The sequence below is a fragment of the Streptomyces sp. NBC_00670 genome (assembly GCF_036226765.1).
Lineage (GTDB): Bacteria > Actinomycetota > Actinomycetes > Streptomycetales > Streptomycetaceae > Streptomyces.
In genome coordinates this window covers 1,689,511-1,715,136 of the sequence record NZ_CP109017.1, presented here as the reverse complement: position 1 = coordinate 1,715,136, position 25,626 = coordinate 1,689,511, and the positions used below count along the sequence as shown (strand labels likewise).

At 72.8% G+C, this 25,626-nt stretch carries 24 protein-coding genes and 1 pseudogene; 11 read left to right on the top strand and 14 right to left on the bottom strand.

Going from position 1 to position 25,626, the window contains the following annotated elements; genetic code table 11:
* Window positions 1-8 precede the first annotated feature (8 nt).
* Together OIE12_RS07640 and OIE12_RS07635 are read right to left on the bottom strand one after the other, a co-directional pair.
* Window positions 9-1,463, bottom strand: a complete 1,455-nt coding sequence (locus OIE12_RS07640) for a peptidoglycan D,D-transpeptidase FtsI family protein (protein ID WP_329133063.1) — start codon at window positions 1,461-1,463, stop codon at window positions 9-11.
* 126 nt (window positions 1,464-1,589) lie between these two features.
* Entirely contained in the window at window positions 1,590-2,363 is a 774-nt protein-coding gene (locus OIE12_RS07635) for an IclR family transcriptional regulator (RefSeq protein ID WP_030378996.1), read from the bottom strand.
* A gap of 99 nt (window positions 2,364-2,462) precedes the next feature.
* Here OIE12_RS07635 and OIE12_RS07630 point away from each other — a divergent pair, with 99 nt between their 5' ends.
* The 4 genes and pseudogenes from OIE12_RS07630 (at window position 2,463) to OIE12_RS07615 (ending at window position 6,580) form a co-directional block, all read left to right on the top strand.
* A complete protein-coding gene (locus OIE12_RS07630) occupies window positions 2,463-3,992 on the top strand; it encodes an aldehyde dehydrogenase (NADP(+)) (protein ID WP_329133061.1) in 1,530 nt (509 codons plus the stop codon).
* A 230-nt stretch (window positions 3,993-4,222) separates the two neighbouring features.
* A pseudogene (locus tag OIE12_RS07625) lies at window positions 4,223-4,573 on the top strand (GNAT family N-acetyltransferase); the annotation flags it as partial.
* Window positions 4,574-4,674: 101 nt separating this feature from the next.
* Window positions 4,675-5,397, top strand: a complete 723-nt coding sequence (locus tag OIE12_RS07620) for a DsbA family oxidoreductase (RefSeq protein ID WP_329133060.1) — start codon at window positions 4,675-4,677, stop codon at window positions 5,395-5,397.
* Between the two features lie 61 nt (window positions 5,398-5,458).
* On the top strand, window positions 5,459-6,580 hold the full coding sequence (locus OIE12_RS07615; RefSeq protein ID WP_329133058.1) for an aminotransferase class V-fold PLP-dependent enzyme: 1,122 nt from the start codon (window positions 5,459-5,461) through the stop codon (window positions 6,578-6,580).
* Between the two features lie 61 nt (window positions 6,581-6,641).
* On the opposite strand, the gene thpD is transcribed toward OIE12_RS07615, so the two are convergent.
* The 5 genes from thpD to OIE12_RS07590 all read right to left on the bottom strand — a co-directional run bounded on the left by thpD (window position 6,642) and on the right by OIE12_RS07590 (window position 11,586).
* The gene (gene thpD / locus OIE12_RS07610) at window positions 6,642-7,556 is read right to left on the bottom strand and encodes an ectoine hydroxylase (RefSeq protein WP_329133056.1); all 915 of its coding nucleotides are present in this window, start codon (window positions 7,554-7,556) and stop codon (window positions 6,642-6,644) included.
* A 7-nt stretch (window positions 7,557-7,563) separates the two neighbouring features.
* Window positions 7,564-7,965 (bottom strand): ectoine synthase, encoded by a 402-nt coding sequence (locus OIE12_RS07605; protein ID WP_030378990.1) that lies wholly within the window; start codon window positions 7,963-7,965, stop codon window positions 7,564-7,566.
* 126 nt (window positions 7,966-8,091) lie between these two features.
* Window positions 8,092-9,363 carry a diaminobutyrate--2-oxoglutarate transaminase gene (gene ectB / locus OIE12_RS07600; RefSeq protein WP_329133053.1) on the bottom strand — a complete coding sequence of 424 codons (1,272 nt, stop codon included), beginning with the start codon at window positions 9,361-9,363 and terminating at the stop codon, window positions 8,092-8,094.
* Between the two features lie 103 nt (window positions 9,364-9,466).
* Window positions 9,467-10,000: a diaminobutyrate acetyltransferase gene (gene ectA / locus OIE12_RS07595; protein ID WP_329141760.1), complete on the bottom strand. Its 534-nt coding sequence runs from the start codon at window positions 9,998-10,000 to the stop codon at window positions 9,467-9,469.
* A gap of 491 nt (window positions 10,001-10,491) precedes the next feature.
* Window positions 10,492-11,586, bottom strand: a complete 1,095-nt coding sequence (locus OIE12_RS07590; RefSeq protein WP_329133051.1) for a pyridoxal-phosphate-dependent aminotransferase family protein — start codon at window positions 11,584-11,586, stop codon at window positions 10,492-10,494.
* A gap of 318 nt (window positions 11,587-11,904) precedes the next feature.
* On the opposite strand from OIE12_RS07590, the gene OIE12_RS07585 reads away from it, so the two are divergent.
* The 4 genes from OIE12_RS07585 to OIE12_RS07570 are packed head-to-tail and all read left to right on the top strand — an operon-like array spanning window position 11,905 to window position 15,648.
* A complete protein-coding gene (locus tag OIE12_RS07585; RefSeq protein ID WP_329133049.1) occupies window positions 11,905-12,777 on the top strand; it encodes a transporter substrate-binding domain-containing protein in 873 nt (290 codons plus the stop codon).
* Window positions 12,774-13,613: an amino acid ABC transporter permease gene (locus tag OIE12_RS07580; RefSeq protein ID WP_329133046.1), complete on the top strand. Its 840-nt coding sequence runs from the start codon at window positions 12,774-12,776 to the stop codon at window positions 13,611-13,613. The genes OIE12_RS07585 and OIE12_RS07580 overlap by 4 nt, the downstream gene beginning before the upstream one ends.
* 31 nt (window positions 13,614-13,644) lie before the next feature.
* Complete coding sequence (locus OIE12_RS07575; RefSeq protein ID WP_329133044.1) at window positions 13,645-14,502, top strand: amino acid ABC transporter ATP-binding protein; 858 nt, start codon at window positions 13,645-13,647, stop codon at window positions 14,500-14,502.
* 48 nt (window positions 14,503-14,550) lie between these two features.
* Window positions 14,551-15,648 carry an amidohydrolase family protein gene (locus OIE12_RS07570; protein WP_329133042.1) on the top strand — a complete coding sequence of 366 codons (1,098 nt, stop codon included), beginning with the start codon at window positions 14,551-14,553 and terminating at the stop codon, window positions 15,646-15,648.
* A 60-nt stretch (window positions 15,649-15,708) separates the two neighbouring features.
* On the opposite strand, the gene OIE12_RS07565 is transcribed toward OIE12_RS07570, so the two are convergent.
* On the bottom strand, window positions 15,709-16,350 hold the full coding sequence (locus OIE12_RS07565) for a flavin reductase family protein (protein WP_329133040.1): 642 nt from the start codon (window positions 16,348-16,350) through the stop codon (window positions 15,709-15,711).
* A 66-nt stretch (window positions 16,351-16,416) separates the two neighbouring features.
* On the opposite strand from OIE12_RS07565, the gene OIE12_RS07560 reads away from it, so the two are divergent.
* Together OIE12_RS07560 and OIE12_RS07555 are read left to right on the top strand one after the other, a co-directional pair.
* Window positions 16,417-17,193: an ArsR/SmtB family transcription factor gene (locus tag OIE12_RS07560; RefSeq protein ID WP_329133038.1), complete on the top strand. Its 777-nt coding sequence runs from the start codon at window positions 16,417-16,419 to the stop codon at window positions 17,191-17,193.
* A gap of 150 nt (window positions 17,194-17,343) precedes the next feature.
* The gene (locus tag OIE12_RS07555; RefSeq protein WP_329133036.1) at window positions 17,344-18,273 is read left to right on the top strand and encodes an SCO1860 family LAETG-anchored protein; all 930 of its coding nucleotides are present in this window, start codon (window positions 17,344-17,346) and stop codon (window positions 18,271-18,273) included.
* Window positions 18,274-18,385: 112 nt separating this feature from the next.
* Here OIE12_RS07555 and cobC read toward each other — a convergent pair whose 3' ends face one another.
* Genes cobC through cobM form a run of 6 tightly spaced genes read right to left on the bottom strand, consistent with a single transcriptional unit; the run spans window position 18,386 to window position 24,748 of the window.
* Complete coding sequence (gene cobC / locus OIE12_RS07550) at window positions 18,386-19,459, bottom strand: Rv2231c family pyridoxal phosphate-dependent protein CobC (RefSeq protein WP_329133034.1); 1,074 nt, start codon at window positions 19,457-19,459, stop codon at window positions 18,386-18,388.
* Entirely contained in the window at window positions 19,449-20,381 is a 933-nt protein-coding gene (locus OIE12_RS07545) for a sirohydrochlorin chelatase (protein WP_329133032.1), read from the bottom strand. The genes cobC and OIE12_RS07545 overlap by 11 nt, the downstream gene beginning before the upstream one ends.
* Entirely contained in the window at window positions 20,378-20,980 is a 603-nt protein-coding gene (locus OIE12_RS07540; protein WP_329133030.1) for a precorrin-8X methylmutase, read from the bottom strand. The genes OIE12_RS07545 and OIE12_RS07540 overlap by 4 nt, the downstream gene beginning before the upstream one ends.
* On the bottom strand, window positions 20,977-22,659 hold the full coding sequence (gene cobJ / locus OIE12_RS07535) for a precorrin-3B C(17)-methyltransferase (RefSeq protein WP_329133028.1): 1,683 nt from the start codon (window positions 22,657-22,659) through the stop codon (window positions 20,977-20,979). Before cobJ ends, OIE12_RS07540 begins: the two co-directional genes overlap by 4 nt.
* On the bottom strand, window positions 22,656-23,933 hold the full coding sequence (gene cbiE / locus OIE12_RS07530) for a precorrin-6y C5,15-methyltransferase (decarboxylating) subunit CbiE (protein ID WP_329133026.1): 1,278 nt from the start codon (window positions 23,931-23,933) through the stop codon (window positions 22,656-22,658). The genes cobJ and cbiE overlap by 4 nt, the downstream gene beginning before the upstream one ends.
* Window positions 23,930-24,748: a precorrin-4 C(11)-methyltransferase gene (gene cobM, locus OIE12_RS07525; protein WP_329133024.1), complete on the bottom strand. Its 819-nt coding sequence runs from the start codon at window positions 24,746-24,748 to the stop codon at window positions 23,930-23,932. Before cobM ends, cbiE begins: the two co-directional genes overlap by 4 nt.
* A gap of 143 nt (window positions 24,749-24,891) precedes the next feature.
* On the opposite strand from cobM, the gene OIE12_RS07520 reads away from it, so the two are divergent.
* A complete protein-coding gene (locus OIE12_RS07520) occupies window positions 24,892-25,620 on the top strand; it encodes a ZIP family metal transporter (RefSeq protein WP_329133022.1) in 729 nt (242 codons plus the stop codon).
* Window positions 25,621-25,626: the final 6 nt, after the last annotated feature.

The following is a 25,626-nucleotide window of genomic DNA, read 5'->3' as shown; positions in this document are numbered from 1 at the left end:
AAAGGGGGTCAGCTCTTCAGCGCCTCCTTCATCATCGCCGCGGCGACCGGCGCCGCCAGACCGTTGCCGCTGACCTCCGAGCGCGCGGCGTCCGACTGCTCGACGACCACGGCCACGGCGATCTCCTTGTCACTGGAGTCGGACTTGCCGTAGGCCGTGAACCACGCGTACGGCGTCTTGCTGTTGTTCTCGCCGTGCTGCGCCGTACCCGTCTTGCCACCGACCGTGGCCCCGGATATCCGCGCGTTCACACCCGTGCCGTCCTCCACGACCGTCCGCATCGCCGACTGCAACTGCTCGGCGGTGGACTTGCTGACGATCCGGTCGGTGGTCGTGCTGTCCCCGTAGTCCTTGAGCACGTTGCCGTCGGCGTCGGTGGTCTGCGCCACCATGTGCGGCGAGACCAGCTCACCGCCGTTGGCTATCGCGGCCGACACCATGGCCATCTGAAGCGGCGTCGCCGTCACGTCGAACTGGCCCATGCCGGTCAGGCCGGTCTGCGACTTGTTCATGTCCTTGGGGTACACGCTCGTGTACGCCCGCACCGGCACGTCCAGCGACTCGTCGTTGAAGCCGAACTTCTCGGCCATCGCCCGCAGTGTGTCCTGCCCGAGGTCGACGGCCATCTTCGCGAAGACCGTGTTGCAGGAGTACTGGAGCGCCACCCGGATCGTGGCGTCCTCGCAGGGCGCGGAGCGGTTCTCGTTGGTCATGTCGGTCACGGTGCCGGGCAGCCGGTACGGGTCCGGGCTGTCCGTCTTCTCGTCCACCGACGAGTAGAGGCCGTCCTCCAGGGCCGCCGCCGCGACCACCAGCTTGAACGTCGAACCCGGCGGCAGTGGCTGGCGCAGCGCCCGGTTCGTCATCGGCTTGTCCTCGTCCTTGGTGAGCCGCTTCCACGCCGCCCCGTCGTCCGTGCCGCTGATCGACGTCGGGTCGTAGGAGGGGGTGGAGACGACGGCGAGGATTTTGCCGGTGGACGGGTCGATGGCGACGGCGGCGCCCTTCTTGTCGCCCAGCGCCTCGTAGCCCGCCTTCTGCACGTCCGGGTCGATGGTCGTGAGCACGTTGCCCGGGTCCGGGCGCTCGCCGGTGACCGTGTCCATCACCGTCTTCAGCCGGTTGTCCGTGCCGTCCAGGAGGTCCTGGTAGATGCCCTCCAGCTGCGTCGCCCCGTAGACCTGCGAGCTGTAGCCCGTCACCGGGGCGTACAGCTTGCCGTCCGTGTACGTGCGCTTGTACGCGAGGTCGCCGCCCGAGGTCCGTTTCGAGCCGGTGACCGCGTCCCCGGCCACGATGATGTTCCCGAGCGGCGCCGCGTACTGCTCCATGACGTTCCGCCGGTTGTTCTTGTCGTCCGCGAGCGCCTTGCCTTCGTAGAACTGCACCCAGGTCGCCCGTACCAGCAGGGCGATGACCAGCAGCAGGGTGAAGACGGAGGCCCGCCTGATCGTCGTATTCATCGCACAGGGACGACGAACGGAACGGACCTGATCGTTCCCGTCCCGCGCTCTTCGGCCGAATTTCTCATCGGACCTTCACGAGACGGCCGAAGGTGAGCAGAAGCGGACGGAATCGGCCGGAGTCGGTCAGAGGCGGCGCGTCGCCAGGGTGAGCCGGTCGCGCGCGTCGAACAGCGCGTCCTGCACCAGCTGCTCGTGCGCCGGCGTCAGCCGCGCCACCGGCACCGAGCAGCTGATCGCGTCCCGGGCGGGCGTGCGGTAGGGGATCGCCACGCCGAAGCAGCGCAGCCCCAGCGTGTTCTCCTCGCGGTCGACCGAGATGCCCTGCTCACGGATCTGGTGCAGCTCCTCGATGAGCTTCTCCCGGTCCGTGATCGTGTGCTCGGTCAGCGCCGGCAGCGTCTCCGGGAGCAGCCCCCGCACCTGCTCGTCGGTGTACGTGGACAGCAGCGCCTTGCCGAGCGAGGTGGAGTGCGCGGGCAGCCGGCGGCCGACCCGGGTGAACGGGCGCAGGTAGTGCTGCGACTGGCGGGTGGCGAGGTAGACCACGTTGGTGCCGTCCAGGCGGGCCAGGTGGATGGTCTCCGTGGTGTCGTCCGAGAGCCGGTCCAGGGTGGGGCGGGCCAGCGCCACCACCTCGTCGCCGTCGATGTACGACGTGCCGACCAGCAGCGCCCGTACGCCGATGCCGTACCGCGTGCCGGTCGCGTCCGTCTCCACCCAGCCGAGCTCCACCAGGGTGCGCAGCAGCATGTAGAGGCTCGACTTGGGGTACCCCACCGCCTCCTGCACGGCGGCCAGGGAGTGCATGCCGGGCCGCCCGGCGAAGTACTCCAGCAGTTCCACCGTCCGTACCGCCGATTTGACCTGCGCCCCGCCGCCCGTCTCGCCTGCCGACATCGCCCTTGACCCCTTCGTTGGACGCGAAATAGTCTCGACAGCATATTCACCATCAGAGACAGCGTTCAGTATATCGAACGGGAAATGGAGTGACCCGCGGTGGCAGCAGCACCAGTCTGGAGTGTCGACCCCCGTACCGGGAAGCAGCGCGAGCAGGTTGCGGTGGAGGCCACAGCCCAGGAGGTGGACGCCGCCGTCCGGGCCGCGCACGACGCGCGCGGCGCCCTGGCCGACCGTGCCGTGCGCGCGGCGTTCCTGCGCACCGCGGCCGAGCGACTGGAGGAGGCCAGGGACACGCTCGTCGAGGTCGCCGACGCGGAGAGCGCGCTCGGCCCGGTCCGGCTCACCGGTGAGCTCGCCCGCACCTGCTTCCAGCTGCGGGCCTTCGCCGGCATCGTCGACGAGGGCGCCTTCCTCGACGTGGTGATCAACCACCCCGACGACACGACCGTCCCGCCCACGCCCGACCTGCGCCGCTACAAGGTGCCGCTGGGCGTCGTCGCCGTCTACTCGGCGTCCAACTTCCCCTTCGCGTTCTCCGTCGCCGGCGGCGACACCGCGAGCGCGCTCGCCGCCGGGTGCCCCGTGGTGGTCAAGTCCCACCCCGACCACCCGGCCCTGTCCGAGCTGGTCGCCAAGGTGCTGCGCCGGGCGGCAGGCGAGCACGGCATCCCCGAGGGTGTGCTCGGCCTGGTGCACGGCTTCGAGGCCGGCGTCGAGCTGGTCAAGCACCCGCTGGTCGCCGCCGCCGGGTTCACCGGTTCCGTACGCGGCGGGCGGGCCCTGTTCGACGCGGCGGCCGCGCGCCCCGTGCCGATCCCGTTCCACGGCGAGCTCGGCTCCCTCAACCCCGTCGTCGTCACCGAGGCGGCGGCCGAGGAGCGGGCCGAGGCGATCGGCACCGGGCTCGCCGGTTCGATGACGATGGGCGTGGGCCAGTTCTGCACCAAGCCGGGGTTCGTGCTCGCTCCGGCCGGTGCGGCCGGTGACCGGCTGCTGAAGTCGCTCGTCGCGGGCGTCAGCGACACGGACGCCGGGGTGCTGCTGGACCACCGGATGCGCGACCACTTCCTCGCCGGGATCGAGGAGCGCACGCGGCTCGCCGACGTGGAGAGCCCCGTGACGCCGGGCGCGGGCGGCGAGCACACGGTCAGCGCCGGGTTCCTCACGGTGCCGGCGAGCCGGCTGGCGGCCGGGGGCGAGTACGACGTGCTGATCGAGGAGTGCTTCGGGCCGGTGACGGTCGTCGCGCGCTACGAGAGCGCGGACGAGGTCACCGCGGTGCTGTCCCGGCTGCCGGGCAACCTGACCGCCACGCTGCACCTCTCCGAGGGGGAGGGTGCGGGCGAGGGCCGGGGCGCCGAGCTCCTGGCGGAGCTGACGCCGCTGGCGGGGCGCGTGCTGGTGAACGGCTGGCCGACGGGGGTCGCCGTGGCGCCGTCCCAGCACCACGGCGGGCCGTACCCGGCCACGACGTCGACGTCCACGTCGGTGGGCGGGACGGCGATCGAGCGGTGGCTGCGGCCGGTGGCGTATCAGGGGGTGCCGGAGGCGCTGCTGCCGGTGGAGTTGCGGGACGCGAACGAGGCGGGTGTGCCGCGGAGGTATGACGGGGTGCTTGAGCGGTAACGCTGCCGCTGGGTGCGGTGCGGTGCGGTGCGGTGCGGTGTGGGGGGCGCGGGGCCTGGGGCCCCGTGACCCCCCTTCGCTTGTTCGCCGTTGGGGGTGGGGTGTCTGGCGGCTGCCGGCTGAGTGTGGCTGGTCGCGCAGTTCCCCGCGCCCCTTGGGGTGGCTGGGGTGCGTGTTCGGCTGCGGGCCGGTCGCGCCCGCGCGGCGGAGCCGCAGATGACACAGCCCCGGCCGTCTGGCGGGAGGCCATCGCGCGGCCCGATGGGCGGGTGCTGGGGGAGCGGCTCGTCGCCATCGCCTCCTTCCGCACCCCGGAGGGCGCCCCCGGCGACACCGTCAAGCTGTTCCAGTTCCACGTCGATCCCGAGCACTGGCGCGGTGGGCGCGGGGCCGCGCTGCACGCCGTGTGCGTCGAGGAGTGGCGGGCCGCGGGGAGGCGGACCGCCGTGCTCGACGTGCACGTCGACAACGCGCGGGCGCAGGCCTTCTACGCACGGCAGGGCTGGGTTCCCGATCCGGAGAACCCGCCCGCCGAAGGCGATCACCATCTGTATCTGCGGTACGCGGTGCCGGGCGAATGAAGAGGGAATGAAGGCACGCTGTTGAAGGTTCACGTACCGGATGGAATCCGCGGGGAGCGGTCCCGCCCCCGTACCGGTACGAGCAGTGGAGTGAGCCGAGCATGCGTGTGGAGATCTGGAGCGACGTCGCCTGCCCGTGGTGCTACGTGGGCAAGGCGCGGTTCGAGAAGGCGCTGGCCGGATTTCCGCAGCGGGAGCAGGTCGAGGTCGTGCACCGCTCGTTCGAGCTGGACCCCGGGCGGGCCAAGGGGGACGTCGAGCCCGTGCTCACCATGCTCACCCGGAAGTACGGGATGAGCCAGGCGCAGGCGCGGGCCGGTGAGGAGAACCTGGGCGCGCAGGCCGCCGCCGAGGGGCTGGCGTACCGCACCCGGGACCGCGACAACGGCAACACCTTCGACATGCACCGCCTGCTCCACCTCGCCAAGGAGCACGGCAGGCAGGCCGAGCTGCTGGGGATTCTGTACCGGGCCAACTTCGCCGAGGAGCGCTCCGTGTTCTCCGAGGGCGACGAGCGGCTCGTGGAGCTGGCCGTCGAGGCCGGTCTCGACGAGGCGGCCGTACGGACGGTCCTCGCCGACCCGGACGCGTACGCCGACGCCGTGCGCGCCGACGAGCGCGAGGCCACCGAACTCGGCGCGAACGGCGTGCCGTTCTTCGTCCTCGACCGGAAGTACGGCGTCTCCGGCGCCCAGCCCGCCGAGGTCTTCACCCGCGCCCTCACCCAGGCCTGGGAGGCGCACACCCCGCTGCGGCTGCTCGACGGCGATAGCGACGGTGCCGACGCCTGTGGCCCGGACGGCTGCGCGGTCCCGCAGAACTGAGAAACCGCAGGTGAGAGCCGTCCCATAAGCGTCTCTTGGGGATATCGCGCAGAAACCGGCAATGGACGGGGCGGCCACCGGGCCGCACAGTTGTCCCATGGAGACCACCGAGAGCATCGAGAGCACAGAGAGCCCCCGGACCTTCGACGACCTCGTCCGCGCCGAGTTCGCGCCGGCCACCACCTATCTGAACACCGCGAGCACCTCGCTGCCCCCGGCCCGTACGGTCGCCGCCATGCGCACCGCCCTGGATGCGGCGGCCGCCGGGCGGCCCACCGACATGTTCGCGGACGTCGAGGCGGCCCGCGCCTCCTTCGCCCGTCTCGTCGGCGTCCCCGCCACCCGGGTCGCCACCGGCGCGTCGGTCGCCACGTACACCGGGCTGATCGCCGCCTCGCTCCCCGAGGGCGCCGAAGTCCTCACCGCCGAGGGCGACTTCAGCTCCGTGGTCAACCCCTTCCACGTCCGCCGCGACCTCAAGGTCCGCGCGGTGCCGCTGGAGGCGGTCGCGGAGTCCGTGCGCCCCGGCACCGCGCTCGTCGCCGTCAGCGCCGCCCAGTCCGCGGACGGCCGCATCGCCGACCTCCCCGCGATCCGCGCCGCCGCCCACGCGCACGACGCGCGCACCTACGTCGACGCCTCCCAGGCCGCCGGCTGGTTCGACCTCGACGCGGGGGCGTACGACTACGTCTCCGCCGTCGCCTTCAAGTGGCTGCTCTGCCCGCGCGGCGCGGCGTTCCTGGTCGTCCCGGAGGAGCCCGTCGGCCTCGAACCGGTGTTCGCCGGCTGGGTCGCGGGGGAGCGCCCCTGGGACAGCTGCTACGGCCCGGTCGAGGAACTGGCCCACTCCGCACGCCGGTTCGACGAGAGCCCCGCCCTCTACTCCTACGTCGGTGCCCGCCACTCCCTCGCCCTCCTGGAGGAACTGGGCGTGGACACCGTACGCGCGCACGACCTCGCCCTCGCCGAACGGTTCCGCACCGGGCTCGCCGCGCTCGGGCACGCGCCGGTGCCCGCGCCCGGTTCGCCGATCGTCTCCGTGCCCGGACTCGGCGACCGGCAGCCGGCGCTGAGCGAGGCCGGCATCGAGGTCTCCGACCGCGCGGGCAACCTGCGCGCCGCGTTCCACCTCTACAACACCCCGGCGGACGTGGACCGGCTCCTCGACGCGCTGGGTTCCTAGCACACGCGTCCGGGGCCGCTCCCCACGTGGGGAGCGGCCCCGGGAACGGGCTACCGCGTGCTCACTTCACCGGCGTGAAGTCCTGCGCGCCGATGAACGACGGCCGGCGCACCGGCGCCGCGAACGGCTCCACCGCCGCGTTCTCCACGCTGTTGAACACGATGAACACGTTGCTGCGCGGATACGGCGTGATGTTGTCGCCGGAACCGTGCATGCAGTTGCAGTCGAACCACGTCGCCGAGCCCGGCCTGCCCGTGAAGAGCTTGATGCCGTACTCGCTCGCCATCGAGGTCAGAGCCTCGTCCGACGGCGTGCCCGCGTCCTGCATCTGGAGCGACTTCTTGTAGTTGTCCTTCGGCGTGGCCCCCGCACACCCGAGGAACGTCTTGTGCGACCCCGGCATGATCATGAGGCCGCCGTTGGTGTCGTAGTTCTCGGTCAGCGCGATCGAGACGGACACCGTCCGCATGTTCGGCAGACCGTCCTCGGCGTGCCAGGTCTCGAAGTCCGAGTGCCAGTAGAAACCGCTGGCCCCGAAGCCCGGCTTGACGTTGATCCGCGACTGGTGGACGTACACGTCCGAGCCGAGGATCTGCCGCGCCCGGCCGACGACACGCTCGTCGCGCACCAGGTTGGCGAACACCTCGCTGATCCGGTGCACCTCGAAGACCGAACGGATCTCCTGCGACTTCGGCTCGACGATCGACCGCTCGTCGGCCCGGATCGCCGGGTCGGCGACCAGCCGCTCCAGTTCCGCGCGGTACGCGCCGGCCTCGTCCTCGCTGATCAGCTGGTCGATGGCGAGGAAGCCGTCGCGGTCGAGGTTCCGCAGATCGCCCGCCGGGACCGGTCCGGGCGTGTCCGGGGAGCCCCAGACGACCGGGTCCTGCCGGGGCACGGACACCTCGGTGGCGCCGCGGGTGGGGTAGAGGTCGGTGACGCCGGAACCGGCGGATGTGGTGGTGGGAGCGGTCATGGGGTCCTCACACCTCCTCGGTGATCAGGGGGTAGACGCCGTTCTCGTCGTGGTCCTCCCGTCCGGTCACGGGCGGGTTGAACACGCAGATGCAGTGGAAGTCCTTCTCCTTGACCTTGAGCGTGTGCCGCTCGTGGCCGTTGAGGAGGTACATCGTGCCGGGGGTGATCGTGTACGTCTGCCCGGTCTCGCGGTCGGTGAGCTCCGCCTCGCCCTCGGTGCAGACGACGGCCTCGATGTGGTTGGCGTACCACATCGACGTCTCCGTGTTCGCGTAGAGAATCGTCTCGTGCACGGAGAAGCCGACCTTCTCCTTGGCGAGGACGATGCGCTTGCTCTCCCAGGTACCGGACTCGGACTTGATGTGCCGGTCGGTGCCTTCGACTTCCTTGAACGATCGGACGATCACGGTGGGGTGACGCCTCCTTCTCGGTGTTCCCGGGTGTTTCCCGGTGTGGCTGTGTCCCGGTGTTCAGTTGTGGTGCCGGTGTTCAGTTGTGCCCCGGTGGCGCGGTGCCGCTTCGGCGACGGCGGCTCAGGCCGTCTCGCGGACCGCGCGGGCGAGGATCCGCAGACCCTCGTCCAGCTCCTCGCCGGTCGTGGTGAGCGCGGGCAGCAGCTTGACGACCTCGCTCTCCGGACCGGAGGTCTCGATCAGCAGGCCGAGGTCGAAGGCGCGACGGGCGACGCGCCCGGCCCGCTCCTTGTCGTGGAACTCCAGGCCCCAGACCAGACCGCGGCCGCGGTACTCCTTGACGTCGGCCAGGTTCTCCTCGGTGATGGAGATGAGCGCCTGCTCGACCTGCTCCCCGCGGGCGCGGGTCTGCTTCTCCATGGCGGAGCCGTCGGTCCAGTACGTCTCCAGCGCGGCGGTGGCGGTGACGAACGCCGGGTTGTTGCCGCGGAAGGTGCCGTTGTGCTCGCCCGGCTCCCACACGTCGAGCTCGGGCTTGAACAGGCACAGCGACATCGGCAGCCCGTAGCCGCTGATGGACTTGGAGACCGTGACGATGTCGGGCGTGATGCCGGCCTCCTCGAAGGAGAAGAACGCGCCGGTACGGCCGCAGCCCATCTGGATGTCGTCGACGATCAGCAGCATGTCCTGCCGCTCGCACAGCTCCGCCAGCGCACGCAGCCACTCGGGCCGGGCGACGTTGATGCCGCCCTCGCCCTGCACCGTCTCGACGATCACGGCGGCGGGCTTGTTGAGGCCGGAGCCCTGGTCCTCGAGCAGCCGCTCGAACCAGAGGAAGTCCTCGACGGTGCCGTCGAAGTAGTTGTCGAACGGCATCGGCGTGCCGTGCACCAGCGGAACACCGGCGCCGGCCCGCTTGAACGCGTTGCCGGTGACGGCGAGCGAACCCAGCGACATGCCGTGGAAGGCATTGGTGAACGACACGATCGCCTCGCGCCCCTTCACCTTGCGGGCCAGCTTCAGCGCCGACTCCACGGCGTTGGTGCCGGTCGGGCCGGGGAACATCACCTTGAACGGCAGGTCGCGCGGGCGCAGCACCAGGTCCTGGAAGGTCTGGAGGAACTGCCGTTTGGCGGTGGTCGACATGTCGAGCCCGTGCGTGACGCCGTCCCGCTCCAGGTAGTCGATCAGCGCGCGTTTCAGTACGGGGTTGTTGTGGCCGTAGTTGAGTGAGCCGGCGCCGGCGAAGAAGTCGAGGTAGCCGTGGCCGTCCTCGTCGTACATACGGCTGCCCCGGGCGCGGTCGAAGACGGCGGGCCAGCCGCGGCAGTAACTGCGTACCTCGGATTCGAGGGTCTCGAAGACGCTGAGGTCGGGCTGGGTGATGGTCACGCGAATCGCTCCTCGGTGGTGGGGTGGGAGTGGGACTCGGACGTAGCGGGCTGAAGTCCTGGGGCGGGTGAGGTGAAGGGAAACGGCAGGGGTGGGCGACGGCTCAGGCGGCGGGGGCGGCCGGGGCGCTGTCGGCGGACAGCGGGCCTATGCGGTGCAGCACCTCGGGGTCGTGCGGACCGTCGGGGAACCGCTCCGTCTCGAACAGCACCTCGCGCTCGACGGTCGCACCGTGGCGGCGGGCGAACGAGGCGAACAGGCGCTCGGAGGCGGTGTTGCCGGGGCTGATGGTCGTCTCGAGTCCGGTCACGCCGTACTCGGCGACGACATGGGCGGCCAGATCGTCGAGCAGTCGGGCGGCGAGGCCGCGGCCGCGGTGGGAGGCGTCGACGGCGACCTGCCAGACCAGCAGGGTGCTGGGGCGGTCGGGGCGCAGATAGGCGGTCACGAATCCGACGGGGGTGCCGTCGGCGGCACGGGCCACCACCGAGGTGCCGGCGAAGTCACGGCACCACAGCAGGTAGCTGTAGGAGGAGTTGAGGTCGAGGGTTCCGGAGTCCTTGGCGATGCGCCACAGTGCGGCGCCGTCCGCCACGTCCGGACGGTCTGTACGTGGTTCTCCGGTGTTTCCGGTCATTCCCATGAATTCCGCTGACAGGTCGGCTTGTGCGGCGGTCATGCAGAATGAACTTACCCAGGTAAATTGAAAATTGCATCGCCGATCGGGGTTACGCGTGGCAGACCCGTGTGTTATCACGCGGGCGCGGGCGTCCGGGCGAGCCGGCGGTGAAATGTCCTGGTAAGCGGGGCGCGAAGCGGGATGAAACGACCACCTTGTGGAACGCATCACAACCGTGTAACCCTTAGGAAGGGTGTCCGGATTATGTCGATACGGCTTCGCGAAATCGTTGCGTTTAGACCGAGAAGAAGCGGGCAGGAGAATATGGGAAACTGTTCAGGAATAAGGAGAAGAATGCCGTCGGAATGTCACCTGCAATACCCCGGCTGATAAGGGGCGCGGGGCTGTGTCAATGTGCGGCTCCGCCGCGTGGGCGCAATCTTTCGGCGGGGTCCGGGGGCGCAGCCCCCGGGGGACGGGAAGGGTAAGGGCGGCGGGGGCGAAAACCCTCAACCCCCCACCACCCGCACCGCCCCCTCCACATCCACCCCACCCACACCCAGCTCCTCCAACGCCGCGCCCAGCGCGACCAGACACCGCCGCACGACCTCCACCCCCGCATCCGCCCCGTAGTGATTCACCCGCACCATCTCCCGCGCCAGCACACCCCCGCCGGCCACCAACGGCACACCCGCGTCCACAGCCACCGCCCGCGCCACGAGCGCGGAGGCGTCCACACCGCCCCGCACCCGCACGGTCGTCGCCACCGGCGCCGCCTCCCGCGCCTCGTACACGTACGGCTCAAGACCGCCCCCCAGCGCCCGCACCCCCGCCCGCATCGCGGTCGCCGCGGCGGCGTGCGCGGCCATCACCGCATCGAGCCCCCGTTCCTCGATCCGCTCCAGACACGCCTCGAGCGCCAGCATCTCCAGCTGCGCCGGCGCGTGCGGCAGCGCGACCCGGCCCCCGTCGATCCACCGCTCCTTCCAGTCGAGGAGCGACAGATACGACCGCCGCGGCGCCCGCGGATTCGCCGCCATCCGCGCCCACGCCCGCTCGCTCACCGACACCGCCGACACGCCCGCCGGGCCGCCCATCGCCTTCTGGCCGCCGATCACGCACAGGTCGACGCCCCACGCGTCCACCCGCACCGGCTCCGCCGCGACCGAGGCCACCGCGTCCAGGTAGAGCAGGGCGCCCCGCTCCCGTACGACCTCGCTGATCTCCGCGACCGGGTTGGTGTTGCCGGTGGCCGCCTCCGCGTGCACCAGCGAGACGAAGTCGATCTCCGGGTGCTCCTCGAACGCCGCCCGCACCCGCTCCGCGGTCACCGCCGTGTGGAACGGCACCGCGAGATCGATCACCGTGGCCCCGCAGTCACGCAGCCAGTCCCCGAAGGTCTGCCCGTACGGCCCGGTGATCACGTTCAGCGCGGTGGTGCCGGGCCCGGCGCAGCCGCGGATCGCGCCCTCCAGCGGCAGCAGCGCCTCGCCCTGCATGATCACCACGTCGTTCCGCGTGCCGAGCAGCCGGGCCACCCGGTCCTCGACGGCGGCGAAGCGCGCGGCGGTCAGCGGGGGCAGGTCCAGCAGGGGGTGGGTCACGACGCGCTCTCTTCTCTCTCAACGGGTCACTTAACGGGTGCCGACACGGGTAGGGAACACCGGTGTCACCCACGTATCGCTCCGCCCGACGAGCCTAATCCCACCCCTGGAACCCGTCCCGCTCCCTCCGAACCACCCGCCGCTGCCTTCCGAACCGCAGGTCACACGACCGCTTCGACCATCGGTTTGGTTTGAGAACCCCAAACATCTCCTTATAATCGGAAGTCTGTTTGTGCCCCACAGACAGACCACAGCCTCGGCAACCCCGCGGCTCCCGCACCACAACCGCCCCACATGCCCCCACAGGAGGCCCCCGTCGTGAACACGGTCCCCGGACGCCGGACCCGCGTGCTGACCGCCACCGCCGCGGTCGCCGGACTGCTGCTCGCGGCCGGTTGTTCCTCCGGCGGCGACGACGGCGGGAAGAAGGCCACCACCAAGGGCGTGCCCCTGGTCAAGGCCGGCCAGATCACCACCTGCACCCATCTGCCGTACCCCCCGTTCCAGTCCGAGATCGACGGCAAGGTGCAGGGCTTCGACGTCTCCCTCGTCGACCTGGTCGCGGACGACCTCGGGGTGAAGCAGGCGATCGTCGACACGCCGTTCGAGAACTTCAAGACCGGCGCCTTCCTCAACTCCGGCCAGTGCGACCTCGCCGCCGCCGGTATGACGATCACCGACGAGCGCAAGAAGAACGTCGACTTCTCCGACCCGTACTTCGAGGCCACCCAGGCCGTCCTGGTGAGCAAGAAGAGCGGCCTCACCTCGCTCGCCGACGTCAAGGCCAAGGGCAAGAAGCTCGGCGCCCAGGCGCAGACCACCGGCGAGGACTACGCCCGCGAGAAGGGCTTCGACCCGGTCTCCTTCGAGTCCTCCGACGCCGTCCTCAACGGCCTGCGCACCGGCCAGGTCCAGGCCGTCGTCATCGACTACCCGGTCGTCCAGGGCTGGCTGAAGGACAAGGCCAACGCCGACGCCTTCGAGGTCGCCGACAACATCAACACCGGTGAGCAGTACGGCTTCACGGTGAAGAAGGGCAACAGCAAGCTGCTCGCCGCCATCAACAAGGCGCTCGCCGAGGCCAAGTCCGACGGCACGTACAAGAAGCTGTACGAGAAGTGGATCGGCCCGTACGACGAGTCGGCCGCGTCCCCGTCGGCCACCACGTCCGCCTCCGCTTCCGCCTCATGACGGACACCGGCACCGACACCGCCCTCCAGCCCAGGAAGTCCGGCCTGACCCGGCGGCAGAAGCGCGCGCTCTCGCGGGGCGCGCAGTACGTCGTCTTCGTCGCCGCCGTGGTCGCGCTCGCGGTGGGCGCCGACTGGGGGCGACTGCAGAACCAGTTCGCCCAGGCGGACCTGGCCAAGCAGCTGTTCCCGGACATCATCACGCTGGCCCTGAAGAACACCGTGCTCTACACGCTGTCCGGCTTCGTCGTCGGCCTCGTGCTCGGCATGGTGATCGCGCTGATGCGGCTGTCGTCCGTGGGCCCGTACCGCTGGGTCTCCGGCATCTACATCGAGATCTTCCGCGGCCTGCCCGCCCTGCTGATCTTCATCTTCGTCGGGGTGGCCGTCCCGCTGGCCTTCCCCGGCACGGAGATCCCCGGCGGCACGTACGGCAAGGTCGCCATCGCGCTCGGCCTGGTCTCCGCCGCGTACATGGCGGAGACGATCCGGGCCGGCATCCAGGCGGTGCCCAAGGGGCAGATGGAGGCGGCCCGCTCGCTGGGCTTCTCGCACGCCCGCGCCATGGTCTCCGTCATCATCCCGCAGGCGTTCCGCATCGTGATCCCGCCGCTCACCAACGAGCTCGTCCTCCTCTTCAAGGACTCCTCGCTGGTGCTGTTCCTCGGCGTCACGCTGGAGGAACGCGAACTGGCGAAGTTCGGCCGCGACCTGGCGAGCCAGACCGCCAACTCCACGCCGATCCTGGTCGCCGGCCTGTGCTATCTGCTGGTCACCGTGCCGCTCGGCTTCGTCGTCCGGCGTCTCGAGGCCAAGGCCGGGGAGGCCACCAAGTGAGCACCCGAGCGAGCAGCGAAGAGGCAGTCCAGTGAGCGCACCCCACAGCAGCGCGCCCGAGATCAGCGTCCGTGCGCTGCACAAGTCCTTCGGGGACAACGAGGTGCTGCGCGGCATCGACCTGGAGATCCACCAGGGCGAGGTCGTCTGCGTCATCGGCCCCTCCGGTTCCGGCAAGTCCACGCTGCTGCGCTGCGTGAACCTCCTGGAGGAGCCCACCAAGGGCCAGGTCTTCGTCGGCGGCACCGAACTGACCGACCCGGACGTCGACATCGACGCCGTACGCCGCCGGATCGGCATGGTCTTCCAGCAGTTCAACCTGTTCCCGCACGTGACGGTGACCGAGAACCTCACCCTGCCGCAGCGGCGGGTGCTCGGCCGGGACAAGGCGACCGCGGCCCGGGTGGCCGCGGAGAACCTGGAGCGGGTGGGGCTCGCCGAGAAGGCGGACGCCTACCCGTCCTCGCTCTCCGGAGGCCAGCAGCAGCGCGTCGCCATCGCCCGCGCGCTGGCCATGGGCCCGGAGGTGATGCTCTTCGACGAGCCCACCTCCGCGCTCGACCCGGAACTGGTCGGCGACGTCCTCGCCGTCATGCGCCGCCTCGCCCACGAGGGCATGACGATGATGGTCGTCACCCACGAGATGACGTTCGCCCGCGAGGTCGCCGACCGGGTCGTCTTCATGGACGGCGGCGTGATCGTCGAGGACGGCACCCCCGACCAGGTCATCACCGACCCGCGGCACACCCGCACCCGCCACTTCCTCTCCCGCCTCCTCGACCCCGCGATGGCCGAGGTGGAGGAGGAGACCTCGGACCAGGTCCACGCCGCCCCGGCCCCGCCGGCCAAACGGGACCACCCGCCGACCCCGCCGGGGCGGGGCGCCTGAAAAACAGGCACCGTACGCCGGAGCGGGCCACCCTTTAGGGTGCCGTGCATGAGCGATGACGTGGTGCTGCACGTGAAGGGGCGGGTGCTCGTCGGGGCGGACGACGGGCAGGTGCGGGACGAGGTGTGGGTGGTCGGCGGGCGGATCACCTACGACCGGCCGGTGACCGCGCGGGACGTCCGCACCGTCGAGGGCTGGGTGCTGCCCGGGCTCGTCGACGCGCACTGTCACGTCGGGCTCGACGCGCACGGGCCCGTGCCCGACGACGTCTCCGAGAAGCAGGCGCTGACCGACCGCGACGCCGGGGCGCTGCTGCTGCGGGACGCGGGGTCGCCGTCCGACACCCGGTGGATCGACGACCGCGCCGATCTGCCGCGGATCGTCCGGGCCGGCCGGCACATCGCCCGCACCCGCCGCTACATCCGCAACTACGCCTGGGAGGTCGAGCCGGAGGACCTGGCCGCCTACGTCGCCCAGGAGGCGCGGCGCGGTGACGGCTGGGTCAAGCTGGTCGGCGACTGGATCGACCGGGACGCCGGTGACCTGACCGCGTGCTGGCCGCGCGGCGCCGTCGAGACCGCCATCGCCGAGGCCCACCGGCTCGGCGCCCGCGTCACCGCGCACTGCTTCGCCGAGGACTCCCTGCGCGACCTGGTCGAGGCGGGCATCGACTGCGTCGAGCACGCCACGGGTCTGACGGAGGAGACGATCCCCCTGTTCGCCTCGCGCGGGGTGGCGATCGTCCCCACGCTGGTCAACATCGCCACGTTCCCCCGGCTCGCCGAGGGTGGCGAGGCCAAGTTCCCGCGCTGGTCCGCGCACATGCGCCGGCTGCACGAACGCCGCTACGACACGGTCCGCGCGGCCTACGACGCCGGCATCCCCGTCTACGTCGGCACGGACGCGGGCGGCTCCCTGCCGCACGGGCTGGTCGCGGCGGAGGTCGCGGAACTGGTCACCGCCGGCATCCCCCCGCTCCAGGCCCTCTCCGCGACGGCCTGGGGCGCCCGGCAGTGGCTCGGCCGCCCCGGCCTGGAGGAGGGCGCTCCCGCGGACCTCGTCGTCTACGAGACGGATCCGCGGGAGGACGTACGGGTCCTGGCGGCGCCCCGGCGGATCGTGCTGGGCGGGCGGGTGGTCGGGTGACGCCGGAGGCGGGCGTGTGGGCGGCTCCGGGTCGCTGAGGAGACGGCGGGCGCCGCCCCGTCAGGTGGTGCGGGAGCGGAAGTTGTGGCCGAGTTCGGGGCCGAGGCCGTAGTAGTGGCGGAAGTTGTAGAGGAGGGGGCTCCAGGCGGTCGGGTCGATGTGCTGGGTGCCGGGGACGACGATCCCGGGGGCGGCGTGCACCCGGAGCACGTCGGCCTCGACGATCAGGAAGTCCCCGGAGGCGTCCGGCCGGACCTGGGCCGCGCGGGCCTCCAGTTGGAGGGGGCACTCGGCGACGCGGGGCGGGCGCACCCGTTCGGAGGGCTGGGGGCGCAGCCCGGCGGCGGTGAACTTGTCCGGCTCGAAGCGGAACATGCCCCTTTTCTCCTCGGGCACGGGGCTCCGCCCGGTCAGCGGGGCCAGCCGCTCCACCGCCTGCCACTGCGCGGGTGCGGGAAGGTTGATCACCAGGCCGGGGCGGGCGCGGAGGTTGTGCGCGGTCTGTCCCCCGGTGCCCAGACCGAGGACCACCACCTGCCCCAGCGCCCACGCCGAGGACATCGGCGCGAGATTGCACGAGCCGTCCTCGTTCTCCGTGGAGAGCAGCACGACCGGCGTCCCGAAGTACAGGATGCTCGGCGTGACGGTCATGTGCGTGGACGACGGGGCGGCGGGCGGGGTGGGCGGTGTCGCGGTGTTCATGGGGCGACCGTAGAACGCGGACGCTTCGGCGCCGGCCGAAGTGTTCCGGGCGGAGAATGGGCGGTGATGAACAGCCATGACGCCCATGTCGCCCCCGGCCACGGTTCCGACGCCGAGGCCGGCCACGTCGCTCCCGTCGAGGGGGCCGACCTCGCCGGACTCGCCGCGCTGCTGGCCGACGGCACCCGGGCCGCCTTCTGTCTGGCCCTCCTGGACGGCCGCGCCTGGACCGCGAACGAACTGGCACGCCATGCCGCGGTCGCCCCCTCCACGGCGACCGGGCACCTCAACCTCCTGGTCGACGGCGGACTCCTCGCCCAGGAGCGCCAGGGCCGGCACCGTTACGTCCGCCTGGCCGACCCCGACACGGCCGAGCTCATCGAGCGACTCGCCTCGATGGCGCCCCGGCGCCCCCGTCCGCCCCGTTCCCTGCCCGCCGTCGGCCGCGGTCGCGCGCTGGCCCGCGCCCGTACGTGCTACGACCACCTCGCCGGGGCTCTCGGCGTCGCCCTCACCGACGCGATGACCGCACGGGGACTGCTGGACTGGACGCACGGGCTCGCCCTCACCGCCGACGGCACCGCCTGGCTCGCCGGCCTCGGTATCACCCTGCCGCCCGCCGCGCGCCGGCCGCCGGTCCGCTCGTGCCTGGACTGGACCGAGCGCCGCCCCCACCTCGCCGGCGCGGCCGGTGCCGCGCTGTGCCGGCACGCCTTCGAGGCCGGCTGGATCGTCCGCATCGGCACGGGCCGCGCCGTCGCCCTCACGGATGCGGGTGAGCGGGCGCTCGGTGAGCAGGTGGGTCTTGAGGGGGAGTGGGGGCGGGTCGACGGGGGCAGGTGAGCGCCGCCCGCTCGCCCTCCTATTCGAACCCGTTCGCGGAAACCCCTCGATGGAGTGAAGTAACCCAGGATTGCTGACCGTTCACTGACAGTAGGTAATTCTGACCGGGTCCCACCATCTGTCCCACGTATCCCATGGGGGTCCCACGCCGTGAACGGCTCCACTTTCCGCCTGCCCGCACGCCGTCTCGGCGCCGTCGCCGTCGCCGCCGCCACCGCGCTGGTCGCGGGGTCCGTCGTCCTCGCGGGCGCCGGGTCCGCCGCCGCGACCGGCGGGCACGGGCACGGGCGTGACGCCGGCAGTGCGCACGCCGTCGTCCTGCGCACCGGGCTCGACGTCTCGCTCGCCGCCAAGACCGTGAACGTGCCCCTCGCGGTCACGCTCAACGAGGTGCGGGCGCCGCGGAGCGCGGAGAAGACCGCGCTCACCGCACGGCTCGACGGCGTCGACCACGGCCGTCCGTTCAGCGTGCTGCACGCCGATGCGGCGAGCGCGAAGGCGACCGTGTCCGGAGGCACGGCCGAGGCGCGTACCGAACTCGCGCATGCCCGGCTGCACGTGCCCGGGCTGCCGTTGCTGTCCCTGGTCGAGCTGACCCAGGTCACGTCGACGGCGACCTGCGAGGCCGGGAAGGAGCCGGTCGCCTCGGCCAACGTCCTCGGGCCGGTGACCGTGCTCGGCAAGAAGGTGACCGTGAGCGCGGGTGGGCCGACCGAGGTGAAGTTGCCGGGGGTGGGGGAGGTGCGGCTGGATCTCTCCAAGCGGACGACGACGTCCCGTACGGCTGCCGCGACCGCGCTCGAACTGACGGTGTCCGTCAACCCGTTGAAGCTGAACGTGGCCGAGGTGGAGGGGACGGTGACGCTGGCGTCGGCGGAGTGCGGGGCGCCGGGGAGCGCGGAGCCGGCGGGTGGGGGTGGGGCGGAGGCCCCGGAGGATGTGCGGGCCCAGGGGGAGCGGACGGAGGAGGGGCTCGCGGAGACGGGCGGGAGTTCGATGACGCCGTATCTCGCGGGTGGGTCGGTTGTGCTGCTGATGGTGGGCGGGGGTGTGTTCGCCGCGCTGCGCAGGAGAAGCTGACGGTTCAGGGGCGCGGGGAACTGCGCGAAACGGGGCGGGGCCCGTGTGGGGGTCCGGGGGCGGAGCCCCCGGGGACGGGAAGGGTAGGGGCGGTGGGGGCGAAGGAATTGCCCTACCCCCCGCCCCGCACCTTCCGCAGCGCCCCCAGGAACGCCTCCGTCGTCTCCCGGCCCCGTACCGCCAGCCGCAGCCAGCAGTCACCCTCAAGACCCGGAAACGTATCGCCCCTCCGCACCGCGAACCCCAGTTCGCGCAGGCCCCGGCGGACCCCCGCCGCGCCCGGCACGCGGGCGAGGACGAAGGGGGCCCGCGGAGGATCCACCACCGCGGCCAGCCCCCCGTCCCGCAACCCGGCAACGAGGAACGCGCGATCCGCCGCGACCCCACGCGCCACCCGCCCCGCCTCCACCACCGCCGCAGGCGACACACACGCCTCCGCAGCCACCAACGCCGGCGTGGACACCGGCCACAACGGCTGCACCCGCCCCAGCGCACGGACCACGTCCGGCGCCGCCAGCACGTACCCGATCCGCAGCCCCGCCAGCCCCCACGTCTTCGTCAGACTGCGCAGCACCACCAGCCCCGGCACGTCCGTCCGCCCCGCCAGCGCCTCCCGCTCCCCCGGCACCGCGTCCATGAACGCCTCGTCCACCACCAACGTCCGCCCGGGACGGGCGAGTCCGGCGATCACGGCCGCCGGGTGCAGCACCGACGTCGGATTGGTCGGGTTGCCGATCACCACCAGGTCCGCCTCCTCCGGCACGGCGTCCGGACGCAGCCGGAAGCCGTCCGACTCCCGCAGCAGCACCCGCCCCACCTCGTGCCCCGCGTCCCGCAGCGCCGCCTCCGGCTCCGTGAACTGCGGGTGCACGACCACGGGCCGGCGTACCCGCAGCGCCCGCGCCAGCAGCACGAACGCCTCCGCCGCACCCGCCGTCAGCAGCACCCGCTCCACCGGCAGCCCGTGCCGCGCCGCGACCGCCGCCCGCGCGGCCCGGCCGTCGGGGTAGGCGGCCAGAGTGGTCAGCGAGGCGGCGATGCACTCGCGCAGCCACGCCGGGGGCGTGTCCGCGCGGACGTTCACCGCGAGGTCCACCAGGGCACCGCCGCCGTCCCGCACCTCGGCGTCCCCGTGGTGCCGCAGCAGGTCGGACCCGTCCGGACCAGGGGCTCCGTCAGTGCGCATGGGAGTGCGCGTGCCCGTGCCCGTGGTGATGCCCGTGCCCGTGCCCGTCGTGCCCCTCGTCGTCCGGGTGGAAGTGCGGCTGCTGCGGCAGCCCCACCTTGTCCTCGAACCCCGGCAGCGCGATCCGGTACACGCACGCGTCGCAGTTCATCCGCACGCCCCCCTTCGCCGCCTCCTCGTACCGCTCCCACACCAGGTCGAGCAGCTCCGGCTCCGGGCCGATCACGTCGGCCGACCGCACGCCCACCTCCGGGTGCGCCGCCGCCCAGATCTGCGTCTGCTCCCGCACCCGGTCCGGCAGGATGCCGGTGAACAGGAAGTAGGGGAGGACGACGATGCGGCGCGCGCCCAGCCTCGCGCAGCGGTCCAGGCCGGTCGGCACGTCCGGCGCCGCCAGCGACACGAACGCCGGTTCCACGCCCGCGTACCCGCGCCCCTCCCACAGCAGCCGCGCGGCCTTGTGCACCTCGGCGTTGGCGTCCGGGTCGGTCGAACCGCGCCCCACCAGCAGCACCGTCACCTCGGACGGGTCCCAGCCCGTGCCCTGAAGGGCCTGGCCGAGGCGCCGTTCCAGCACCGCGAGGAGCGACGGGTGCGGGCCCAGCGGACGGCCGTAGGTGTACGAGATCCCCGGGTGCCGCTCCTTCTCGCGGGCCAGTGCCGCCGGGATGTCGCCCTTGGCGTGCCCGGCGGAGACCAGCATCAGCGGGACGGCGGCGAACCGGCGCACCCCCCGCTCCACCAGCTCGCCCACCGCGTCACCCAGCGGCGGCGGGGACAGCTCGATGAAGCCGCCCGCGACGGGCAGTTCGGGGTGCCGGCGCCCCAACTCCCGTACGAACGAACGGAATGCCTCGGCCCCGGCCTCGTCCCGGGTGCCGTGTCCGGCGATGAGCAGGGCGGGGGGCGTCGGGGCGGTCACAGAGTCTCCTCAAGGTGTGAAACGGGGCGTGAAACGGGGTGGTACAGCAGGGCGTTCAGCGCGGCCGCGGCCACCGCCGAACCGCCCTTCTCGGACACGTTGCTCACGGCGGGCAGCCCGCTCGCGCGCAGCGCGGCCTTGGACTCGGCCGCGCCGACGAAGCCGACGGGCAGACCGATGACGAGCGCGGGGGAGGCGTCCAACGTCAGCAACTCCTCCAGCGCGGTGGGCGCACAGCCGATCACCCACAGCGCGCCGGGGCCGACCTCCTCGTACGCCAGCCGCACCGCGTGCGCGGAACGGGTCAGCCCGGGGCCGGACTTGGCCTCCTTCAGACGGCAGACGGTGTCGCGGCGCGTGATGCCCGCCGCGACCATCTCCACGTCCACCACCACCGGCGCCCCCGCGTGCAGGGCGGCGTGCGCGGTCACCAACTCGGCCTCGTCCAGGACGAGATCGGCCGCGTAGTCGAGATCGGCGGCGGAGTGGATCACCCGCTCCACCACCGCCCGGGTCAGCGGCGGGAAGTGCGAGGTGTCCAGGCGGGCGCGCAGCCGCCGGAAGGACTCCTGTTCGATCGGGTGGATCACGCGGTTCACTTGGCCTCCTCCTGCCAGCGGTAGCCGCGCGGGGTCACCATGCGGCCGGCGATCTCGCGGGTCGCGGTGTTGCCCACCGTCACGACGGTCATCATGTCGACGGTCGCCGGGTCCAGCGCGGAAAGCGTCGTCACCCGGCCCGACTCGTCCGCGCGCGAGGCGTTGCGGACGACGCCCACCGGTGTGCCCGGCTCCCGGTGTCCGGCGAGGATCGCCAGCGCCTTCGGCAACTGCCAGTCGCGGCCCCGGCTCCGCGGGTTGTAGAACGTCACGACGAGGTCCGCCTCGGCCGCCGCCCGCACCCGGCGCTCGATGACCTCCCACGGCGTGTGCAGGTCGGACAGGCTGATCGACACGTGGTCGTGGCCCAGCGGCGCGCCCAGGATCGCCCCGGCCGCCAGCGCCGCCGTCACCCCCGGCACCCCGACCACGTCGATGTCGTCGGACGCCTCCGCCAGCGCGGGCGAGGCCATCGCGTACACCCCGGCGTCCCCGCTGCCGATCAGCGCGACCGCGTGCCCGCGCCGCGCCTCGGCCACCGCCGTCCGCGCCCGCTCCTCCTCCGCGCCGAGCCCCGACTCCAGGACGCGGGTGCCCGGGCGCAGCAGATCGCGGATCTGGTCGACGTACTGGTCGAGCCCGACGAGCACCGACGCCCGGCGCAACTCCGCCTTCGCGCGCGGGGTCAGCAGGTCGCGCGCGCCCGGGCCGAGCCCGACCACCGCGAGCCGCCCGCGCCCCGGACGCCGTACGACCGCACAGGTCGCCATCGCGGGCCGCGCCGCCGACTTCCGCTTGGGCACGAGGAGTTCGCCCCCGCGCACCAGCGCCGCCGCCTCCGCCACCGACGGCGTGCCGACGGCGGCGAGCGGGGCCTCGGACGGGTTCGGCACGTCCACCTCCGCCAGCTCCCCGGCGGAGTACGTCACCAGCGGCACGCCAAGGCGCGCGGCCGCCTCCACAAGACCCGGCTCCTCCGCCTTCGCGTCCACGGTGGCCAGTTCGGCGACGGAGGCAGGGGACAGCCCGGCCTCGCGCAGCGCGTCCTCGACCAGCCCGAGCACCTCCGCCACGGGCGCGCCCTTCGAGGCGCCCACGCCCACCACCAGGCTCGGCGGCCGGAGCACCACCTCCCGGTCGTCCGGTTCCACGAGCCGGTCGGTGACCCGGACCGCGTACGCCCCCTCGGCCGCCACCGGCAGCGGCGGCAGCGGCCACGCCACCTCCGCCCGCAGCGCCACCGGCTCCCCGTCGAGCAGCGCCCGCGACACGGCGGCCACCGCGCCCTCCACCGGCAGGCCGAGCGTGTCCAGGCCCGGCAGGTCCGTCGCGTCCGTCGCCGTCGTCACCACGGGCGCGGCACCCAGCACCTCGCCCACCGCGCGCGCCAGCTCGTTGGCCCCGCCGCCGTGGCCGCCCACCAGCGACACCGCGAACCGTCCGCCCTCGTCGACGCAGACCACGCCCGGGTCGGTGTGCTTGTCGCCGAGCAGCGGCACGAGCAGACGTACCGTCGCGCCCGTCGCCAGGAAGCACACGAGCCGCTCGCACTCCGCGAACGCCCGCCGTACGGCGTCCCCGACGGGACCCTCGTAGACGCGCGTACGCTCCGGCCACGCCGCCGCCAGCCGGTCACGCGCGGCCGCGCCCGCCGCGGTGGCGGAAATCAGGCCGATCACAGGGCAACTCCTTCAGCAGTCGCCGGGGGCCGTACGCCCCACAGCAGGAAAACGGGGTTGGCCGCCGCCAGCCGGGTCACGTCCCCGGGCAGCGGCGCGAGCCGGGAGGACTGCAACAGCACGCCGTCCACGTCGAGACCGGCGCCGGTCAGCGCCGCCCGGGCCGCCGGGACCCGGTCGAGCGCGGCCAGCGCCACCACGACCGTCCGCCGGGCCCGCCGCGCACACGCGGCGGCGACGTCCGGCAGATCCGCGCCGCCCCCGCCGACGAACACGGCGTCCGGGTCGTCGGCAAGGCCCGCCAGCGCCTCGGGCGCCACGCCGTGCACCACGTGTACGTCGACGCCGTGCGCGGCGGCGTTGGCGCGGATCCGTCCGACACCGTCCGCCGTCTTCTCCACGGCCACGACCGCCGTGCCGAACCGCGCGCACTCCACGGCCACCGAGCCGGAGCCCGCGCCCACGTCCCACACCAGCTCGCCGAGCCGGGGCCCGAGGCGGGCCAGCGCCAGCGCCCGCACCTCCGCCTTGGTGATCATCGAGTCGCGGTGCGCGAAGGCGTCCTCGGGCAGCGCCCAGCCCCCGGCGGGCCCGGTCCGCGGACCGGCCACCGTGCGGACGGGGCCCAGCGCGCGGGCCGGGTCCAGACACAGGACGACGTTCACCGCCTCGCCCCAGTCACGGGCGGCGGCCTCGGTGGGGGACACCCGTTCGAAGCGTTCGGCGTCGGGGTCGCCGAGGGCCCGCGCCACCACCAGGACCCGCCCGTCCGGCCCGTCCGCCAGCGCCGCGCCCAGCTCGGCCGGGCCCGCGCCGGGACCGGTCAGCACCGCCACCTTGGGGTGGGCGCGGCAGACGTTCACGGCCGTCCGCAGGGCGCGTCCGTGCGCGCTCACCACCACCGCGTCGTCCCACGGCAGCCCGGCGCGCGCGCACGCGGCCGCCACCGACGACACACCCGGCCGTACGTCGAGCCGGGCACCGCCGAACCGTTCCGCCAGCGCCCGCACGATCCCGAAGAACCCGGGATCGCCGGAGGCCAGCACGACCACCGGGCCCGCCCCGCCCTTCTCCAGATGCCGGGCGATCGCCTCCAGCGCCGGCGCCAGCGGCCCGAGCGTCACCCGTTCGGCGGTGTCCGGCACCGGCGCCGCCGCCAGATGCCGCCGTCCGCCCACGACCAGCCCGGCCCCGGCCACCGCCGCCCGCGCCTGGTCGGCGAGCGGGGCGCCGGTGCCCGTACCGACGACGATGATCTTCGTCGACTCATTCATGGCGTCGTGTTCCGGGCGCGCAGGGCCCGGCGGGCCTCCGGGTCGGCCTTGCGGAAGCCGTGGAAGTGGCCGGGGTGGTACAGGTGCGAGCGGGTGCCGTGCGCGTCCAGGGCCGGGCCGACCAGGAACAACGTGTGCTTCCAGAGCTTGTGCTCCTTGACCGTCTCCTCCAGCGTGCCGATCGTGCAGCGCACGATCAGCTCCTCCGGCCAGGTCGCCTGGTACGCCACCACGACCGGCGTCGTCGTCGGATAGCCGCCCTCCAGCAGCTCCCGCACCAGCTGGCCGCTGCGGGCCGCCGACAGGAACAGCGCCATCGTGGTGCCGTGCCGGGCGAACTCGCGGACCTCCTCACCCGGCGGCATCGGCGTCTTGCCACCGCCGAGCCGGGTCAGGATCACCGACTGCGCCACCTCCGGGATGGTCAGCTCGCGCTGCGCCAGCGCGGCCACGGCGGAGAAGGACGAGACGCCCGGCACGATCTCCGTCTCGACGCCGAGGGCCGTGCACCGGTCCAGCTGCTCCTGCGTGCCGCCCCACAGCGCCGGGTCCCCGGAGTGGATCCGTGCCACCTTCAGCCCCTCGGCGCGCGCCCGCTCGTACACGGCGACGACGTCCTCCAGCGACATGGTCGCCGAGTCCAGGACCTCCGCGTCCTCGCGCGCGTGTTCGAGGACCTCGGCCTGGACGAGGCTGGCCGCCCAGATCACCACGTCCGCCTCGGCGATCGCGCGCGCGGCACGGAACGTCAGCAGATCGGCGGCGCCGGGGCCGGCACCGACGAAGGTCACCTTGCCGGTGGGGGCATCGGCCATGGGGTCGGGTCCTCTCGTACGGAATGACACGCACGGGGCCGGAGATGGCCTCGTGGTGGATGTGGTGCGGAATGTCATGGTGTGCGGGGGCGGCGAGGCGTCCGGATGTGCGCGAACGGGGGTTGATCGGATAGCAAGGGCCCATGGCGGTACTCGTCGCGCTCGGCGCGTTCCTGATGACGCTGGCCGGCGGCTGGACGGCACAGCGTGTGACCGACCGCCGCCACCTGGTCCTGGGCCTGGCCGGCGGCCTGATGCTCGGCGTGGTCGGCCTCGACCTGCTCCCCGAGGCACTTCGGGCGGCCGGCGAGGACGTCTTCGGCGTCCCCGAGGCCCTGCTGCTCTTCGTCGGCGGCTTCCTCCTGGCCCACCTGGTCGAACGGCTGCTCGCCGCCCGCCGTGCCTCCCACGGCGCCGACGAGCACAACCACCGGGCCCCCGAGGTGGGCCTGACGGCCGCCGCGGCGATGGTCGGGCACAGCGCGATGGACGGTGTCGCGATCGGCGCCGCCTTCCAGGTCGGCGGCGGCATGGGCGCGGCCGTCGCCCTCGCCGTCGTCGCCCACGACTTCGCCGACGGCTTCAACACGTACACGCTCACCAGCCTGTACGGGAACGCCCGCCGCAAGGCGCTGATCATGCTCTTCGCGGACGCCGTCGCCCCGATGGCCGGCGCGGCCTCCACCCTGTTCCTCACCATCCCGGAGCAGGCGCTCGGCGCCTACCTCGGCCTCTTCGGCGGCGTACTGCTCTACCTCGCCGCCGCCGAGATCCTGCCCGAGGCACACCACGTCCACCCCGCCCGCTCGACGCTGCTGTGCACGGTCGCGGGCGTGGGCTTCATCTGGGTGGTGGTGGGCCTGGCGGGCTGAGCGCCG

Bases quoted from the DNA above. Each gene is read 5' to 3' on its own strand.
- OIE12_RS07640 (WP_329133063.1), bottom strand. From the start codon at position 1,463: ATGAATACGACGATCAGGCGGGCCTCCGTCTTCACCCTGCTGCTGGTC.
- OIE12_RS07635 (WP_030378996.1), bottom strand. From the start codon at position 2,363: ATGTCGGCAGGCGAGACGGGCGGCGGGGCGCAGGTCAAATCGGCGGTA.
- OIE12_RS07620 (WP_329133060.1), top strand. From the start codon at position 4,675: ATGCGTGTGGAGATCTGGAGCGACGTCGCCTGCCCGTGGTGCTACGTG.
- OIE12_RS07615 (WP_329133058.1), top strand. From the start codon at position 5,459: ATGGACGGGGCGGCCACCGGGCCGCACAGTTGTCCCATGGAGACCACC.
- thpD (WP_329133056.1), bottom strand. From the start codon at position 7,556: ATGACCGCTCCCACCACCACATCCGCCGGTTCCGGCGTCACCGACCTC.
- ectA (WP_329141760.1), bottom strand. From the start codon at position 10,000: ATGACCGGAAACACCGGAGAACCACGTACAGACCGTCCGGACGTGGCG.
- OIE12_RS07580 (WP_329133046.1), top strand. From the start codon at position 12,774: ATGACGGACACCGGCACCGACACCGCCCTCCAGCCCAGGAAGTCCGGC.
- OIE12_RS07570 (WP_329133042.1), top strand. From the start codon at position 14,551: ATGAGCGATGACGTGGTGCTGCACGTGAAGGGGCGGGTGCTCGTCGGG.
- OIE12_RS07565 (WP_329133040.1), bottom strand. From the start codon at position 16,350: ATGAACACCGCGACACCGCCCACCCCGCCCGCCGCCCCGTCGTCCACG.
- OIE12_RS07560 (WP_329133038.1), top strand. From the start codon at position 16,417: ATGAACAGCCATGACGCCCATGTCGCCCCCGGCCACGGTTCCGACGCC.
- cobC (WP_329133034.1), bottom strand. From the start codon at position 19,459: ATGCGCACTGACGGAGCCCCTGGTCCGGACGGGTCCGACCTGCTGCGG.
- cbiE (WP_329133026.1), bottom strand. From the start codon at position 23,933: ATGAATGAGTCGACGAAGATCATCGTCGTCGGTACGGGCACCGGCGCC.
- cobM (WP_329133024.1), bottom strand. From the start codon at position 24,748: ATGGCCGATGCCCCCACCGGCAAGGTGACCTTCGTCGGTGCCGGCCCC.
- OIE12_RS07520 (WP_329133022.1), top strand. From the start codon at position 24,892: ATGGCGGTACTCGTCGCGCTCGGCGCGTTCCTGATGACGCTGGCCGGC.